This is a genomic window from Pseudomonas sp. Fl5BN2 (genome assembly GCF_009908205.1).
Lineage (GTDB): Bacteria > Pseudomonadota > Gammaproteobacteria > Pseudomonadales > Pseudomonadaceae > Aquipseudomonas.
In genome coordinates this window covers 313,268-327,292 of sequence record NZ_JAAARL010000006.1, presented here as the reverse complement: position 1 = coordinate 327,292, position 14,025 = coordinate 313,268, and the positions used below count along the sequence as shown (strand labels likewise).

The 14,025-nt window shown below is 60.4% G+C and carries 10 protein-coding genes and 1 pseudogene; 6 read left to right on the top strand and 5 right to left on the bottom strand.

All coding sequences use genetic code 11. The features are described 5' to 3' along the window. Window positions 1-51 precede the first annotated feature (51 nt). Window positions 52-1,083: pseudogene (locus GV819_RS33730) on the bottom strand (HAMP domain-containing protein); the annotation flags it as partial. Between the two features lie 194 nt (window positions 1,084-1,277). Here GV819_RS33730 and GV819_RS11365 point away from each other — a divergent pair. Then, the gene (locus GV819_RS11365) at window positions 1,278-2,765 is read left to right on the top strand and encodes a helicase HerA-like domain-containing protein (RefSeq protein ID WP_161756164.1); all 1,488 of its coding nucleotides are present in this window, start codon (window positions 1,278-1,280) and stop codon (window positions 2,763-2,765) included. 15 nt (window positions 2,766-2,780) lie between these two features. On the opposite strand, the gene GV819_RS11360 is transcribed toward GV819_RS11365, so the two are convergent. Further along, entirely contained in the window at window positions 2,781-3,236 is a 456-nt protein-coding gene (locus GV819_RS11360; protein ID WP_161756163.1) for a DUF721 domain-containing protein, read from the bottom strand. Between the two features lie 322 nt (window positions 3,237-3,558). Between GV819_RS11360 and secA the strand changes: the two genes are divergently transcribed. The 3 genes from secA (at window position 3,559) to GV819_RS11345 (ending at window position 8,699) form a co-directional block, all read left to right on the top strand. After that, window positions 3,559-6,300: a preprotein translocase subunit SecA gene (gene secA, locus GV819_RS11355; RefSeq protein WP_161756162.1), complete on the top strand. Its 2,742-nt coding sequence runs from the start codon at window positions 3,559-3,561 to the stop codon at window positions 6,298-6,300. Between the two features lie 120 nt (window positions 6,301-6,420). Continuing rightward, the gene (gene argJ, locus GV819_RS11350) at window positions 6,421-7,638 is read left to right on the top strand and encodes a bifunctional glutamate N-acetyltransferase/amino-acid acetyltransferase ArgJ (RefSeq protein WP_161756161.1); all 1,218 of its coding nucleotides are present in this window, start codon (window positions 6,421-6,423) and stop codon (window positions 7,636-7,638) included. 116 nt (window positions 7,639-7,754) lie between these two features. Beyond that, window positions 7,755-8,699, top strand: coding sequence for a Nudix family hydrolase (locus GV819_RS11345; protein WP_161756160.1), 945 nt, complete (start codon window positions 7,755-7,757; stop codon window positions 8,697-8,699). A gap of 109 nt (window positions 8,700-8,808) precedes the next feature. On the opposite strand, the gene GV819_RS11340 is transcribed toward GV819_RS11345, so the two are convergent. The 3 genes from GV819_RS11340 to GV819_RS11330 are packed head-to-tail and all read right to left on the bottom strand — an operon-like array spanning window position 8,809 to window position 12,386. Next, complete coding sequence (locus GV819_RS11340) at window positions 8,809-9,384, bottom strand: cob(I)yrinic acid a,c-diamide adenosyltransferase (RefSeq protein ID WP_161756159.1); 576 nt, start codon at window positions 9,382-9,384, stop codon at window positions 8,809-8,811. A 2-nt stretch (window positions 9,385-9,386) separates the two neighbouring features. Continuing rightward, a complete protein-coding gene (locus tag GV819_RS11335) occupies window positions 9,387-11,423 on the bottom strand; it encodes a sensor histidine kinase (RefSeq protein WP_161756158.1) in 2,037 nt (678 codons plus the stop codon). Between the two features lie 45 nt (window positions 11,424-11,468). Beyond that, complete coding sequence (locus GV819_RS11330) at window positions 11,469-12,386, bottom strand: putative 2-dehydropantoate 2-reductase (RefSeq protein WP_161756157.1); 918 nt, start codon at window positions 12,384-12,386, stop codon at window positions 11,469-11,471. Between the two features lie 143 nt (window positions 12,387-12,529). On the opposite strand from GV819_RS11330, the gene GV819_RS11325 reads away from it, so the two are divergent. Further along, window positions 12,530-13,015 carry a YajQ family cyclic di-GMP-binding protein gene (locus tag GV819_RS11325; RefSeq protein ID WP_161756156.1) on the top strand — a complete coding sequence of 162 codons (486 nt, stop codon included), beginning with the start codon at window positions 12,530-12,532 and terminating at the stop codon, window positions 13,013-13,015. Window positions 13,016-13,151: 136 nt separating this feature from the next. Then, window positions 13,152-13,994: a mechanosensitive ion channel family protein gene (locus GV819_RS11320; protein ID WP_161756155.1), complete on the top strand. Its 843-nt coding sequence runs from the start codon at window positions 13,152-13,154 to the stop codon at window positions 13,992-13,994. Window positions 13,995-14,025 lie beyond the last annotated feature (31 nt).

Genomic DNA, 14,025 nt, shown 5'->3' with positions numbered 1-14,025 from the left:
GACGTGTGCGGTGGCTGAGGACACTTCGCGGATCGAGCCGTGGATGCGTTCGACGAAACGGTTGAAGGCGGTGCCGAGGATGCCGAATTCGTCTTGGTTATGGATGTTCAGGCGGCGGGTCAGGTCGCCTTCGCCTTCGGCAATGTCCTGCATGGCCCGGGTCATCACATGCAAGGGTTGCATCAGCAGGCGGATCAGCAGGCCCAGCAGGGCTATGGTCAGGGCCACGGCAGTCAGGGTGGCAATGATCGCCGAGGTACGGAATTCGCTGAGCATCGCGAAAGCCTTGTCCTTGTCCACCGACAGGCCGATGTACCAGTTCACCGAAGACAAGCCCTTGATCGGAGTGAAGGTAATGATCCGTGGTTTGCCGTCAACGTTGATCTCGCTGAGTTCACTGCTGATCCTTGGGGTGTCCTGGGGGTAGACGTCCTTGAGAGTCTTCATCACCTGGTTCTTGTCCGGGTGCACCAGGATCTTGCCATCGGCGCTGACCAGGAAGGCGTAGCCCATGCCACCGAAGTCCAGGGCGTTGATACTGTCGGCGATCACTTGCAGGCTCAGGTCACCGCCCACTACGCCGATCCGCTGGCCAGCCTTGAGCACGCTGTCGACGATGGAAATCACCAACTGTCCGGAAGCCAGGTCGATATAGGGTTCGGTCAGGGCCGAGCCGTTGCTGTTCTCGGCACTCTTGTACCAGGGGCGTGCACGTGGGTCGTAGCCGTCCGGCATCTTGCTGTCCGGGCGGATGATGAAGGTGCCGTCCTTGTTCCCCAGGTACGCGCCCATGAAGGTCGCGCTCACCGACTTCTGTTCCAGCAGGTTGCTGACATTGGCCGGATCGGGATTGAGGGCCACTGACTGTGAGATGTTTTCGATCAGCAAGGCTCGTCCGGCGAGCCAGGTCTGAATATTTTTTGCAGTAACGTCGCCCATTTCCTGGAGATAGTTGTCCAGATCCTTGCGAATGGCGTTGCGTTGCAGGTAATCGTTGTAGAGCGTGAATAGTGCAAAGGCGACTATGACGATCAGCGAGGCGGCAAGCAGGATCTTGTGGCTGAAGCGCAGATTTTTGTTCATGGCTTGGGGGGTCCGCTAAGGTCTTCGAGTGCAGGGCATCGGGTTGGAAAAGCGCACAAAATGGGCGCTGTTATAAGTAAGCTGGTATCTCCATCTATGCCAAAGGAATTACCTGACCTTTATTTCAGATATTTCTGATACATCATTTATTCATATCGACCGTGCAAGGCCAAAGATTAACCAGGGGTGACAAAATGCCTGACTCATCGCAACTCGTCATCGGTGCCGGCCTCGACGGCCTGCCGATCGCCCAGGCCATGCGCCTGGCCAACCGCCACGGCCTGGTGGCGGGCGCCACCGGTACCGGCAAGACCGTCACCCTGCAGCGTCTGGCGGAGGCCTTCAGTGATGCCGGGGTGGCGGTGTTCGCCGCGGATATCAAAGGCGACCTGTGCGGTCTGGGGGCTGCGGGAAATCCCCAAGGCAAGGTTGCCGAGCGGATCGCCGGCATGCCCTGGCTTGAATACAAGCCGCAGGCGTATCCGGTGACGCTGTGGGATATCCATGGGCAATCCGGTCATCCCCTGCGCACCACTTTGAGTGAAATGGGGCCGTTGCTGCTGGGCAGTTTGCTGGAGCTCACCGACAGTCAGCAGTCGGCGCTGTATGCGGCGTTCAAGGTGGCGGACCGCGAGGGTTTGTTGTTGCTGGACCTGAAGGACCTCAAGGCGCTGCTCAATCACCTCAAGGACAATCCGCAACTGCTGGGGGATGACTCGGCGTTGATGACCACCGGTTCCAGTCAGGCCCTGTTGCGGCGCCTGGCGACCCTGGAGCAGCAAGGGGCCGAGGCATTGTTTGGTGAGCCGGCGCTGCAGTTGGAGGATATCCTGCAACCGGCTGCAGATGGCCGTGGGCGGATTCATCTACTGGATGCCAGCCGCTTGGTGCATGAGGCGCCGAAAGTCTACGCGACCTTCCTTTTATGGCTGCTGGCTGAACTGTTCGAGCAATTGCCGGAGCGCGGTGATGCGGACAAGCCTTTGCTGGCGCTGTTTTTCGATGAGGCGCACCTGCTGTTCGCCGGCACTCCAAAGGCCCTGCAGGATCGGTTGGAGCAAGTGGTGCGGCTGATTCGTTCCAAGGGTGTCGGGGTGTATTTCGTCACCCAGTCGCCGAGCGATCTGCCGGACGATGTGCTGGCGCAACTGGGGTTGCGTATCCAGCATGGCTTGCGGGCGTTTACCGCCAAGGAGCAGAAGTCCTTGCGCGCCGTAGCGGAGGGTTTCCGGCCCAACCCGGCTTTTGATGCGCTGTCGGTACTCACCGAATTGGGCATTGGCGAGGCACTGGTCGGCACCTTGCAGGACAAGGGCACGCCGGAGATGGTCCAGCGGGTACTGGTGGCGCCGCCGCAATCGCGGATCGGGCCGCTGACCGAAGCCGAGCGCCAGGCCCTGATCGCCAGTTCGCCGTTGCTGGGACGCTATGACAAACCTATCGATCGCGAGTCAGCCTACGAAGTGTTGATGGGGCGCAAGGAGCTGGCGCCGGAGGTTCAGTCAGCACCTGGCAAGCCGGTGGTTGAAGAACCGAGCCTGGCTGACCGGGCAGGTGAGTTCCTTGGTACCGCAGCCGGACAGGCACTGAAATCGGCGATGCGCCAGGCGGCCAATCAGTTGGGCCGGCAATTGGTGCGAGGCCTGATGGGCTCGTTGCTGGGGGGCAACAAGCGTCGCTGAAGCGTAGAGACCGAGTCAGCCCCGTGGTTTGGCGTGGCTGGCCAGGCGCTCCAGGGCTGCGCGCAGATTGGGATCGGTGATGCCGTCGGCGGTGGCCTGGATGGTTGCGGCGGCGTTGTTGGACAGATCCATGGTGTTTCCCACTACTCGGTGCTGGACCGTGGGTGGCTGGACCTTGAATAGAATGCGCGTCAGATTGCTGAACTCGTTGAACTCCTGCAATTGGCGTTGCAGGCGTTTTTGCTGATAGCGCAGGCGAGTGGCCCAATGGCCATCGGTGACGATCAGCAACAGGTTGCCTTCACGCCAGGAAGCGACGTGGCAATGTTCGCGAGCCGCCGGCTGCAACTGGCTCTCCAGCAAACGCTGCAGATGCGCCAGGCGCTGGGCGTGGCCGAAAATAGCTTTCAGGGGCTTGGCTTCGCGAAGAAGAACGGCGGGTGCACGTGCCGTAAGGGGGCGAAATGCCATGATCAGAAACCTGAAGTTACAGAGCCGCCATGGTAGCAGAAAGCGCCCGGGAGACCGGGCTCATCGCTTTTTCGTACTCTGACTAATTTCTGGCCCTTTGCTGATCGTAATCATTAACTTCTGTGGCGAATGGGCTTGAAGTTCAGCCAAAAGCCCTTATTTTAAGTGAGCCCCGTCACAGCGCTGTGCCAGCATCGTGGAATAACGCCACTTTCCTCACCATCGTTTCCGGGTAGAATGCTCGTTCGCATGCGGCCATGAGGGCTGCTCGGGCGAGTCACGGGGCCGCCCTCCAACCCTACGTGTGGAAGATCCTGCCGATATGTTTGCGCCTTTGTTAAAGAAACTTTTTGGAAGCAAGAACGAGCGTGAAGTCAAACGCATGCTCAAGACGGTACAGATCGTCAATGCCTTCGAAGAGCAAATGGTGGCCCTTTCGGACGATCAATTGCGTGCCAAGACCGCTGAGTTCAAGGCCCGCATCGCCAAGGGTGAAACCCTCGACAAACTGCTTCCCGAAGCCTTTGCGGTCGCCCGTGAAGCCGGCAAGCGCGTCATGGGGATGCGCCACTTCGACGTACAGTTGATCGGCGGCATGACCTTGCATGAAGGCAAGATCGCCGAGATGCGCACCGGTGAGGGCAAGACCCTGGTGGCAACCCTGGGCGTCTACCTCAACGCATTGTCCGGCAAGGGCGTGCACGTAGTGACAGTGAACGACTACCTCGCTCGTCGTGACGCCAACTGGATGCGTCCGCTCTATGAGTTCCTCGGCCTGAGCGTCGGCGTGGTCACGCCGTTCCAGCCGCCGGAAGAAAAGCGTGCAGCCTACGCCGCTGACATTACCTACGGCACCAACAACGAATTCGGTTTCGACTACCTGCGCGACAACATGGCTTTCAGCATGGAAGAGAAATTCCAGCGTGAGCTCAATTTCGCCGTGATCGACGAAGTCGACTCGATCCTCATCGACGAAGCCCGTACCCCGTTGATCATCTCCGGTCAGGCCGAGGACAGTTCCCGCCTGTACATTGAAGTCAACAAGCTGATCCCGCGTCTGGAACAGCACATCGAGGAAGTGGAAGGCCAGGTCACCAAGGCCGGTCACTTCACCGTCGACGAGAAGACCCGTCAGGTCGAACTCAACGAAGCCGGTCACCAGTTCATCGAAGAGATGCTGACCCAGGTCGGCCTGCTGGCGGAAGGCGAGAGCCTGTACTCGGCACACAACCTGGGCCTGCTGACCCACGTCTATGCCGGTCTGCGTGCGCACAAGCTGTTCCATCGCAACGTCGAATACATCGTCCAGGATGGCCAGGTGGTCCTGGTGGACGAACACACCGGTCGTACCATGCCCGGTCGTCGTCTGTCCGAGGGCCTGCACCAGGCCATCGAAGCCAAGGAAAACCTCAACATCCAGGCCGAGAGCCAGACCCTGGCGTCGACCACTTTCCAGAACTACTTCCGTCTCTACACCAAGCTGTCCGGCATGACCGGTACCGCTGATACCGAAGCCTTCGAGTTCCATCAGATCTACGGTCTGCAGGTGATGGTGATTCCACCGAACAAGCCGCTGGCTCGTAAGGACTACAACGACCTGGTGTTCCTGACCGCGGACGAGAAGTACGCTGCGATCATCAACGACATCAAGGAGTGCATGACCAAGGGGCGTCCGGTGCTGGTGGGTACCGCCACTATCGAAACCTCCGAGCACATGTCCAACCTGCTCAAACAGGAAGGCATCGAACACAAGGTCTTGAACGCCAAGTTCCACGAAAAAGAAGCGGAAATCATTGCCCAGGCTGGTCGTCCGGGCGCGCTGACCATCGCCACCAACATGGCGGGTCGTGGTACCGACATCCTGTTGGGCGGCAACTGGGAAGTGGAAGTCGCTTCCCTGGAAGACCCGACTCCAGAGCAGATCGCACAGATCAAGGCCGACTGGCAGAAGCGTCACCAGCAAGTGCTGGAGTCCGGTGGTCTGCAGGTGATCGCATCCGAGCGTCACGAATCGCGTCGTATCGACAACCAGCTGCGTGGCCGTGCCGGTCGCCAGGGCGATGCCGGCTCCAGCCGTTTCTATCTGTCCCTGGAAGACAGCCTGATGCGTATCTTTGCCTCCGACCGGGTGAAGAACTTCATGAAGGCCTTGGGCATGCAGTCTGGCGAAGCGATTGAGCACCGTATGGTGACCAACGCCATCGAGAAGGCCCAGCGCAAGGTTGAAGGCCGCAACTTCGACATCCGCAAGCAGTTGCTGGAGTTCGACGACGTCAACAACGAACAGCGTAAAGTGATCTATCACATGCGTAACACGTTGCTGGCCGCGGACAACATTGGCGAAACCATTGCCGACTTCCGCCTGGACGTGCTCAACGCCACTGTCAGTGCTCACATTCCACCCCAGTCGCTGCCTGAGCAGTGGGATGTGGCAGGTCTGGAAGCTGCAATCCAGAATGACTTTGGTGTGAGCCTGCCGATCCAGCAATGGCTCGATGAAGACGACCACCTGTACGAAGAGACTCTGCGTGAAAAGCTGCTCAACGAGCTGATCGCCGCCTACAACGAAAAAGAAGACCAGGCGGGTGCCGAGGCACTGCGCACCTTCGAGAAGCAGATCGTGTTGCGAGTGCTGGACGATCTGTGGAAAGACCACTTGGCGACCATGGACCATCTGCGCCACGGTATTCACCTGCGTGGTTATGCGCAGAAGAATCCGAAGCAGGAGTACAAGCGTGAGTCCTTCACACTGTTCTCCGAGTTGCTGGATTCGATCAAGCGCGACTCGATTCGTGTCTTGTCCCACGTTCAGGTGCGTCGTGAAGACCCGATCGAGGAAGAAGCGCGTCTGCGCCAGGAGGCCGAGGCACTGGCCCAGCGCATGCAGTTCGAACACCCTGAAGCTCCGGGCCTGGATCAGCCGGAAGCCTTGGAGGAGGGGGTTGATATGGATGTGGCCCTAGCTTCCGCGCCAGTGCGCAACGAGCAGAAACTGGGTCGCAACGAGCTGTGCTACTGCGGTTCGGGCAAGAAGTACAAACACTGTCACGGCCAGATCAACTAAGGTCCTCGCCGGACACTGAAACATCCGCGCCGTGACGGCATCAGCCGTCGCGGCGTTTTTCCATTTGCGACACCGTCTTTTGTGACGACGGTGCAGAGATCTGATAAGAGGAGCGCATTCATGGCTGTTGGTCTTGGTCCTTTGCCAACGTTGCACCCGGTTGCCGGTTTCGAACTCGGTATCGCTTCGGCCGGCATCAAGCGCCCGGGGCGCAAGGATGTGGTAGTCATGCGTTGTGCCGAGGGCTCAACGGTGGCGGGGGTATTCACCCTCAATGCGTTCTGCGCCGCACCGGTGATCCTGGCCAAGCAGCGTGTGCAGGGCCCAGTGCGTTATTTGCTGACCAACACCGGTAATGCCAATGCCGGCACCGGCGAGCCAGGCCTGGCCGCTGCGACCCGTACCTGCGCCAAACTGGCTGAGCTGACCGGGGTCGATGTCAACGCCGTGCTGCCGTATTCCACCGGGGTGATCGGCGAGCCGCTGCCGGTAGAGAAAATCGAAGGTGCCCTGCAAGCCGCGCTGGATGATTTGTCCGTCGACAACTGGGCCGCTGCCGCTACCGGGATCATGACCACCGACACCCTGCCCAAGGGCGCCAGCCGCCAGTTCCAGCATGAGGGTGTGACCATCACCGTGACGGGCATCAGCAAGGGCGCGGGGATGATCCGCCCGAACATGGCGACCATGCTCGGTTATATCGCCACGGACGCCAAAGTCTCCCGAGAGGTGCTGCAGAACCTGTTGCTGGACGGTGCCAACAAGTCCTTCAACCGCATCACCATCGACGGCGATACCTCGACCAACGACTGCTGCATGCTGATCGCCACCGGCCAGGCCAAGTTGCCGCAAATCACCGAGGCCAAGGGCCCGCTATTCAGTGCTCTGAAGCAGGCGGTGTTCGAGGTCTGCATGGAAGTGGCCCAGGCCATCGTCCGTGATGGTGAAGGCGCGACCAAGTTCGTCACCGTTGAAGTCAACGGCGGCGGCACTCACCAGGAGTGCCTGGATGTGGGCTACACCGTGGCCCACTCGCCGCTGATCAAGACCGCGCTGTTCGCTTCCGATCCGAACTGGGGCCGGATCCTGGCTGCGGTCGGCCGGGCCGGCGTGCCAGATCTGGATGTCAGCAAGATCGATGTGTTCCTCGGTGAAGTCTGCATCGCCAGCCGTGGCGCGCGAGCTGCCAGCTATACCGAAGCCCAGGGCGCGGCGGTGATGCAGCAGGAAGAAATCACCATCCGTATTGAGTTGGGTCGCGGTGCTTGCAGCGAAACCATCTGGACTACCGACCTGTCTCACGAATACGTGAAGATCAACGCCGAATACCGTACCTAATCAGGTGCCAGCAGGCCGGCTTCACAGCCCTTGTAGGAGTTGGCTTGCAGGCGAGGCGGTAGTCAATGGCGGGCCGGCAAGGCCCGGCTGAATTCTGGATCAAAGGAAGCAGTGCGGTGAAACGAGTACATGTGGCTGCGGCCGTTATCCGGGATGCCAGTGGCAAGATCCTGATTGCCCGGCGTGCCGATACCCAGCATCAAGGGGGCTTGTGGGAGTTTCCCGGAGGCAAGGTCGAGTCCGGGGAGACGGTGCAAGCCGCACTGGCCCGCGAGCTGCAGGAAGAGCTGGGGATTGTCGTGTTGACGGCGCGTCCGCTGATCAAGGTGCAGCACGATTATCCGGACAAGCAGGTATTGCTGGATGTCTGGGAGGTGTCGGCGTTCACTGGGGAGCCCCACGGCGTCGAAGGGCAGCCCTTGGCCTGGGTCAGCTCGCGTGAACTACCTGACTACCAATTCCCTGCGGCCAATCAGCCGATTGTCGCTGCGGCTTGTCTACCGGCCCACTATCTGATTACTCCCGAAGGTCTGGAAACACCGACCTTGCTGCGTGGCATGCAGAAGGCCATTGCCCAGGGCAGCAAGCTGATTCAGTTGCGTGCTCCCGGCGGCTACGATCCGCAATACCGCGACCTGGCGGTGGATGCCGTGGGGCTGTGTGCCGGCAAGGCACAACTGATGCTCAAGGGACCGTTCGAGTGGCTGGGGGATTTCCCTTCAGCGGGTTGGCACATTACCTCGTCGCAGTTGCGCAAGTACGCCAGTGCCGGGCGTCCCTTCGGCAAGGATCGCTGGTTGGCGGCCTCCTGTCATGACGCCGAGGAGTTGTCCCTGGCGCAGCAGATGGATGTCGACTTCGTGACCCTGTCCCCGGTGCAGCCGACCCAGACCCATCCCGATGCCCTGGCGTTGGGCTGGGAGCAGGCCGCACAGTTGATCAGCGGCTTCAACAAGCCGGTGTATCTACTGGGTGGCGTGGGTCCGGCCGAATGTCAGCAAGCCTGGGCCGCAGGTGCCCAGGGCGTGGCGGGAATCCGCGCCTTCTGGCCGCAGGACTGAAAGCCCCCTCTGTGTAGGCACCGGCTTGCCAGCGAAGGCGTCACCCAGGTGCACGCCAGGCTCAAGGGCCCTTTTGCTGGCAAGTCGGCTCCCTTGGTCGCAGGTACAGTCAAGGTTTGGCGGCAGCTTGCCAGAGGATTTCAGCAATCCCCTGGCGCTTGGCAATCAGGCGCGCCGCGACAAACAGCAAGTCCGACAGGCGATTGATGTAGGCCAGCCCGACGCCTTGCAACGGTTCGACGGCATTCAGGTGCTGGCAGCGACGTTCAGTACTGCGCGCCAGGCTGCGGCAGACATGGGCCTGGGCAATCAGTGCCGAACCACCGGGCAGAATGAAATTCTCCAGCGGCCCCAACTCCTCGTTCCACACATCGATGGCCGCCTCCAGGCGTTCCACCTCGGCGTTATTGAGTGCCTGGTACACCGGCATTGCCAGTTCGCCCCCCAGGTCGAACAGCCGATGTTGGCATGGCGCCAATACCTCGCTCACCTCCTTGAGCCCGGGGCAGGTTGCGCTCTGCTCGGCCAACCCGGCCAAGAGCAACCCCAGTTGGCTGTTCAGGCTATCGACCTCACCAATGGCCTCCACCCGCGGGTGATCCTTGGGCACTCGGCGGCCGTCTCCCAGCCCGGTTTCGCCTTTGTCGCCGGTTCGGGTGTAAATCTTCGACAAGCGAAAACCCATGCTTAGTTCTCCAGTGGTAGGGGTTCTTGAATCAGCGGCTGGCTGCTGGCCAGGGGCAGACGCAAGGTGAAGCAGGTGCCCTGGCCCCGGGTCGACTGCACTTCCATCTGCCCCTTGTGATTGTTGGTGATGATGAAATACGACACCGACAAGCCGAGCCCGGTGCCCTGGCCGATCTCCTTGGTGGTGAAGAAGGGTTCGAAGGTGCGTTTGCGCACGCTCTCGCTCATGCCGATGCCGTTGTCTTCCACCTGGATTTCCGCCCAGGGCGGATTTAGTTTGGTGCGCAGGATAATTCGTCCCGGTTCACTGTCGTCATCGCGCTGGTGGATCGCCTGGGCGGCGTTCTTCAGGAGGTTGAGCAGCACCTGTTCCAGTTCGTTGGCGGTGCCGGGAACCGGTCCCAGGTTCGGGTCGAATTGGCGGATGATCGCCTGGCCCTTGAAGTCGAAACCAATGGCCAGGTCGAAGTCGTTGCTGGCGATTTCCACGGCCTGGTCGATCAGTGCCGGCAGGTCGCAGGGGGCCATCTGCCGATTGCTGCGCCGGCTGAAGCTGAGCATATGGGTGACAATCTTCGCCGCCCGGGCGCCGGCTTGTTGAATGCCGTCCAGCAACAGGGGGACCTCACGGCTTTCCAGGTAACGATTGACGGTTTGCAGCTCGACGCCGATCTGTTGCGCGTGTTCGAGGTTCTTCGGCAGTTCGGGGGACAGCCGTCGGCGAATGTTCTGCACGTTGTGCAGGATCGCTCCCAGCGGGTTGTTGATCTCGTGGGCCATGCCCGCTGCGAGGCCACCGACCGAGAGCATTTTCTCCGACTGCACCATCATTTCCTCCAGGGACAGGCGCTGGGTGATGTCGTCGATACGGATCACCACCCCGCGTCCGGCGCCGCCCATCAATGGGTAGAAGGTCAGGGCGTAGTGCTTGGGCTCCTCATCCTTGAACCAGGTGACCCGCTCGACCTTGGTCACCGTGTGCTGCTCGACGGTTTCCTTGAGTTGCGGCAGGAACGGCTTGAGCGGTTCGAAAGCGAGGAAGATCGGCTGGTTCAGGGCTTCGTCGAGCCGGGTGCCGGACAGGGCGCTGGCTTCCTGGTTCCACTGAGTGACATACAGTTGCTCATCCAGGGCGATCAGCGCCGAGGGCATGGAGTCGATGATGCTGTTGAGGTAGTTCTGGAAACCGGTGAGCTTCTTCTCGATCTTGCTGCGCACCTGGACTTCCAGTTCCAGCTTGCGGTTGGTGTGACGGGTCTCCTCCGCCAATCCCTGGGCCTGGTCGTAGGCTGCCTGGGAGTCATCCCGGGCGCGCTTGAGCTGTTGCTCCCGGGCTTCGATGCGCGACAGCATGGTGTTGAAGGCCTCCGCCAGGCTGCCGATTTCATCGTGGTTGCCGCGGGCCGCGCGCAGGGAGTAGTTCTCCTCGCGGGTTACCTGGCGTGAGAGTTCTTCGAGTTGATGAATCGGTTGGGTGATCAGGCGCTTGATCTGCCGGGCAATGACCAGCCACAGCAGCACGCTGAAAATCAGGATTCCGAGGCTCGCGGTGAGGGTGCCGGTATAGAACGCCATTGGCAGTTCGCTGGTGGCCACCAGCAGCAGGTGCCCCGGTGCCTGGTCTGGGCGGGGCAGGGAGATCACCTGGTTGCTGCGAAACTCGGTCAGTTGCCAGGCTTCGATGTGCCGGTAGCGCTCCGGCAGCTTGAGATGTTCACCGTGCTGCAGTTGAGCCAGGCGCATGCCTTTGCCGTCATAGACAGCTGCTGCTCGCAAGGGCGAATAGCTGTCGAGCTCATGGAGCAGCTTTTCTGCATCTTCGGGGGAGTCCAGGGCCTGCAGCGCCAGGGTCGGGTTGGATACCAGTCGGCCAATAGTCTGCAGGGCCTGGGGCGCCATGCTTTCCTGGGAGATCCAGTAGGCAGCGCTGATAAACGTCAGGTTGGCGACCAGCAGCACGGTAGTCAGCAGGACAAGCAGGGCAGCCAGGAGCTTTTGGCCCACGGGCAGGTTTTCGAGGCGCTGGCGCAATGGCATCGGCTGTATCGCAGGAAATGAGCAAGTGGGCAGCGTAGCCGCTGCTCAGTCGCTGGGCAATCCACGCAGTTGCAGTAGGCTCACCAGCCGCTGTTGCAATTGTTGCAGATGGGGCAGTTGCAGTCGGTGGCGGGCAGCGGCTTCACAGGCATAACCCAACAGATAGCTGATTTCGGTTCGTCGCTGACTGGCCACGTCCTGGTGCATCGAGGAGTAGTTGGCGGCAGTGGCCTGGATCACTCGTTCGACTTCCTGTTGCAGGTTCTGCGCTGCGGCAGGTTGTCCGCAGCATTGCAGCAGTTCGCTCAACTCAGAGCACAAGGTGGCCACTTCACACGGGTGCTGCTGCAAGCCGCCATTGCGGCAGTCGTGCAAGACCGTCAGTGGATTGATTGCACAGTTGAGCGCCAGCTTGCGCCAGAGTCGGGTGAGGATCTGGGTGCTCCATTCATGGGGGATGCCGCTGGCACTCAGCTCATCCAGCCAGATCGGTGCGGTCGGGTGGCCGGTGTCGCCCAGCCAGGTGTAGCCGTGACCGGCGAAGACCACGCGCCAGTCGCCGTCGCGAAATGCCCCTTCGGTACTGGAGGCGGCAATGCAGCGTGCCTGGGGCACTTTGGCAGCCACCGCATCCTGGCTGCCGAGGCCGTTCTGCAACAGGATCAGTTCGGCTCCAGGGGTCAGGCGTGCAGCGATACTGGCCACGGCCGCTTCTGCATCGTAGGCCTTGCATGCCAGCAGCAGGCGGCTGATGGGGGCCGTGCTGTCGCAGGTTTCACCGGGGATCGCTTGCAGGCTGCTCTGGCCCTGTTCTACCAGGGTCAGGCCGCCGGCTGTCCGATATGCGTGCAGGCGGGCCTGGTCCCGCAGGATCAGGCGTACCGGCAAGCCGGCGCGGGCCAGGCGGGAGGCCCACAAGGTGCCGAGGCTACCGGCGCCGAGAACATGCCAGGTGGTGGACATCAAGTTTTCGCTCTGTTTGGCAGGCCCGCAGAGGGCGCGCGGTGAAGGAGGGGAAAGACCCGTTATAATGAGCGCGGATTTTAACCGCAAGCCGGGCGTGTTCGATGTTTTGAACAGCGCCCCTTTTTATTTGGAGAGATTACATGCCGTCGTTTGACGTGGTATCCGAACTGGACAAGCACGAAGTCACCAACGCGGTGGAAAACGCCGTCAAGGAACTGGACCGTCGTTATGACTTGAAGGGCAAGGGCAGCTTCGAGTTCAAGGACAAGGACCTGACGGTCAACCTGACCGCCGAAGCCGAATTCCAGCTGGAAGCAATGATCGAGATCCTCAAGCTGGCCTTGGTCAAGCGCAAGATCGACGTGCAGTGCCTGGAAGTCAAAGATGCATATGCCTCGGGCAAGGTGATGAAGCAGGAAGCGGTGCTCAAGGAAGGTATCGATAAAGAGCTGGCGAAGAAGATCGTCGCTCATATCAAGGACGCCAAGTTGAAGGTACAGGCCTCGATTCAAGGTGAGCAGGTACGGGTCACTGGCAAGAAACGTGACGACCTGCAAGAGGCCATCGCCGCGCTGCGTGCACACGAGTTCGGCATGCCCCTGCAGTTCAACAACTTCCGCGATTGATCAGCTTCTCCGGGAACCTCTAGAGCTTATTGGCGTCCGAGGCCGGAGGAATGGCAGAAACGATTGAGCCCCAATGGAGCCGGTCGTTCTGCCTGTCAGTCATGTACGCCGCAACCCCGGGAATCTGGAGAAATAGATGGATTTGAACGCTGAAGTAGACAACCTGGTCCGAGCTTCCCAAGCCTGGATTCCAATGATCATGGAATACGGCAGCCGGGTGCTGCTGGCAGTGATCACCTTGGCCATCGGCTGGTGGCTGATCAACAGGCTGACCCACAAGGTGGGCAAGTTGCTGGCGTTGCGCAATGCCGACATGGCGCTGCAAGGCTTTATCAGCAACCTGGCCAACGTCATTCTCAAAGTGCTGTTGATCGTCAGCGTAGCCTCGATGATCGGTGTTGAAACCACCTCTTTCGTGGCTGCGATCGGTGCTGCAGGCTTGGCGATCGGCCTGGCGCTGCAAGGCAGCCTGGCAAATTTCGCGGGTGGGGTATTGATCCTGTTGTTTCGCCCCTTTCGTATTGGTGACTTTATTGAAGCCCAAGGCATCAGCGGCACCGTGGACAGTATTCAGATCTTCCACACCGTGCTGCGTACCGGTGACAACAAGACGGTGATTGTGCCTAACGGTAACCTGTCCAACGGCATCATCACCAACTACAACCGTCAACCGACCCGCAGGGTGGTGTTCGACGTCGGTGTGAATTACGACGCGGACCTGCAGAAGGCCCGCGAGGTGCTGCTGGAGTTGGCCAAGGATGAACGCGTGCTGGCCGATCCTGCGCCGGTAGCGGTGGTGTCCACCCTGGGTGACAGTGCAATTACTCTTTCGCTGCGAGTCTGGGTCAAGACTGCGGACTACTGGGATGTGATGTTCCATTTCAACGAGCTGTCTCGCGACCATCTGAAGGCTGCAGGGATTGATATTCCATTTCCGCAACGGGTGATTCGAGTCGTTCAGGAATCTGCCGTGCAATAAGTCAGTTTCATGACTTGGCCGTTCGGTCAGA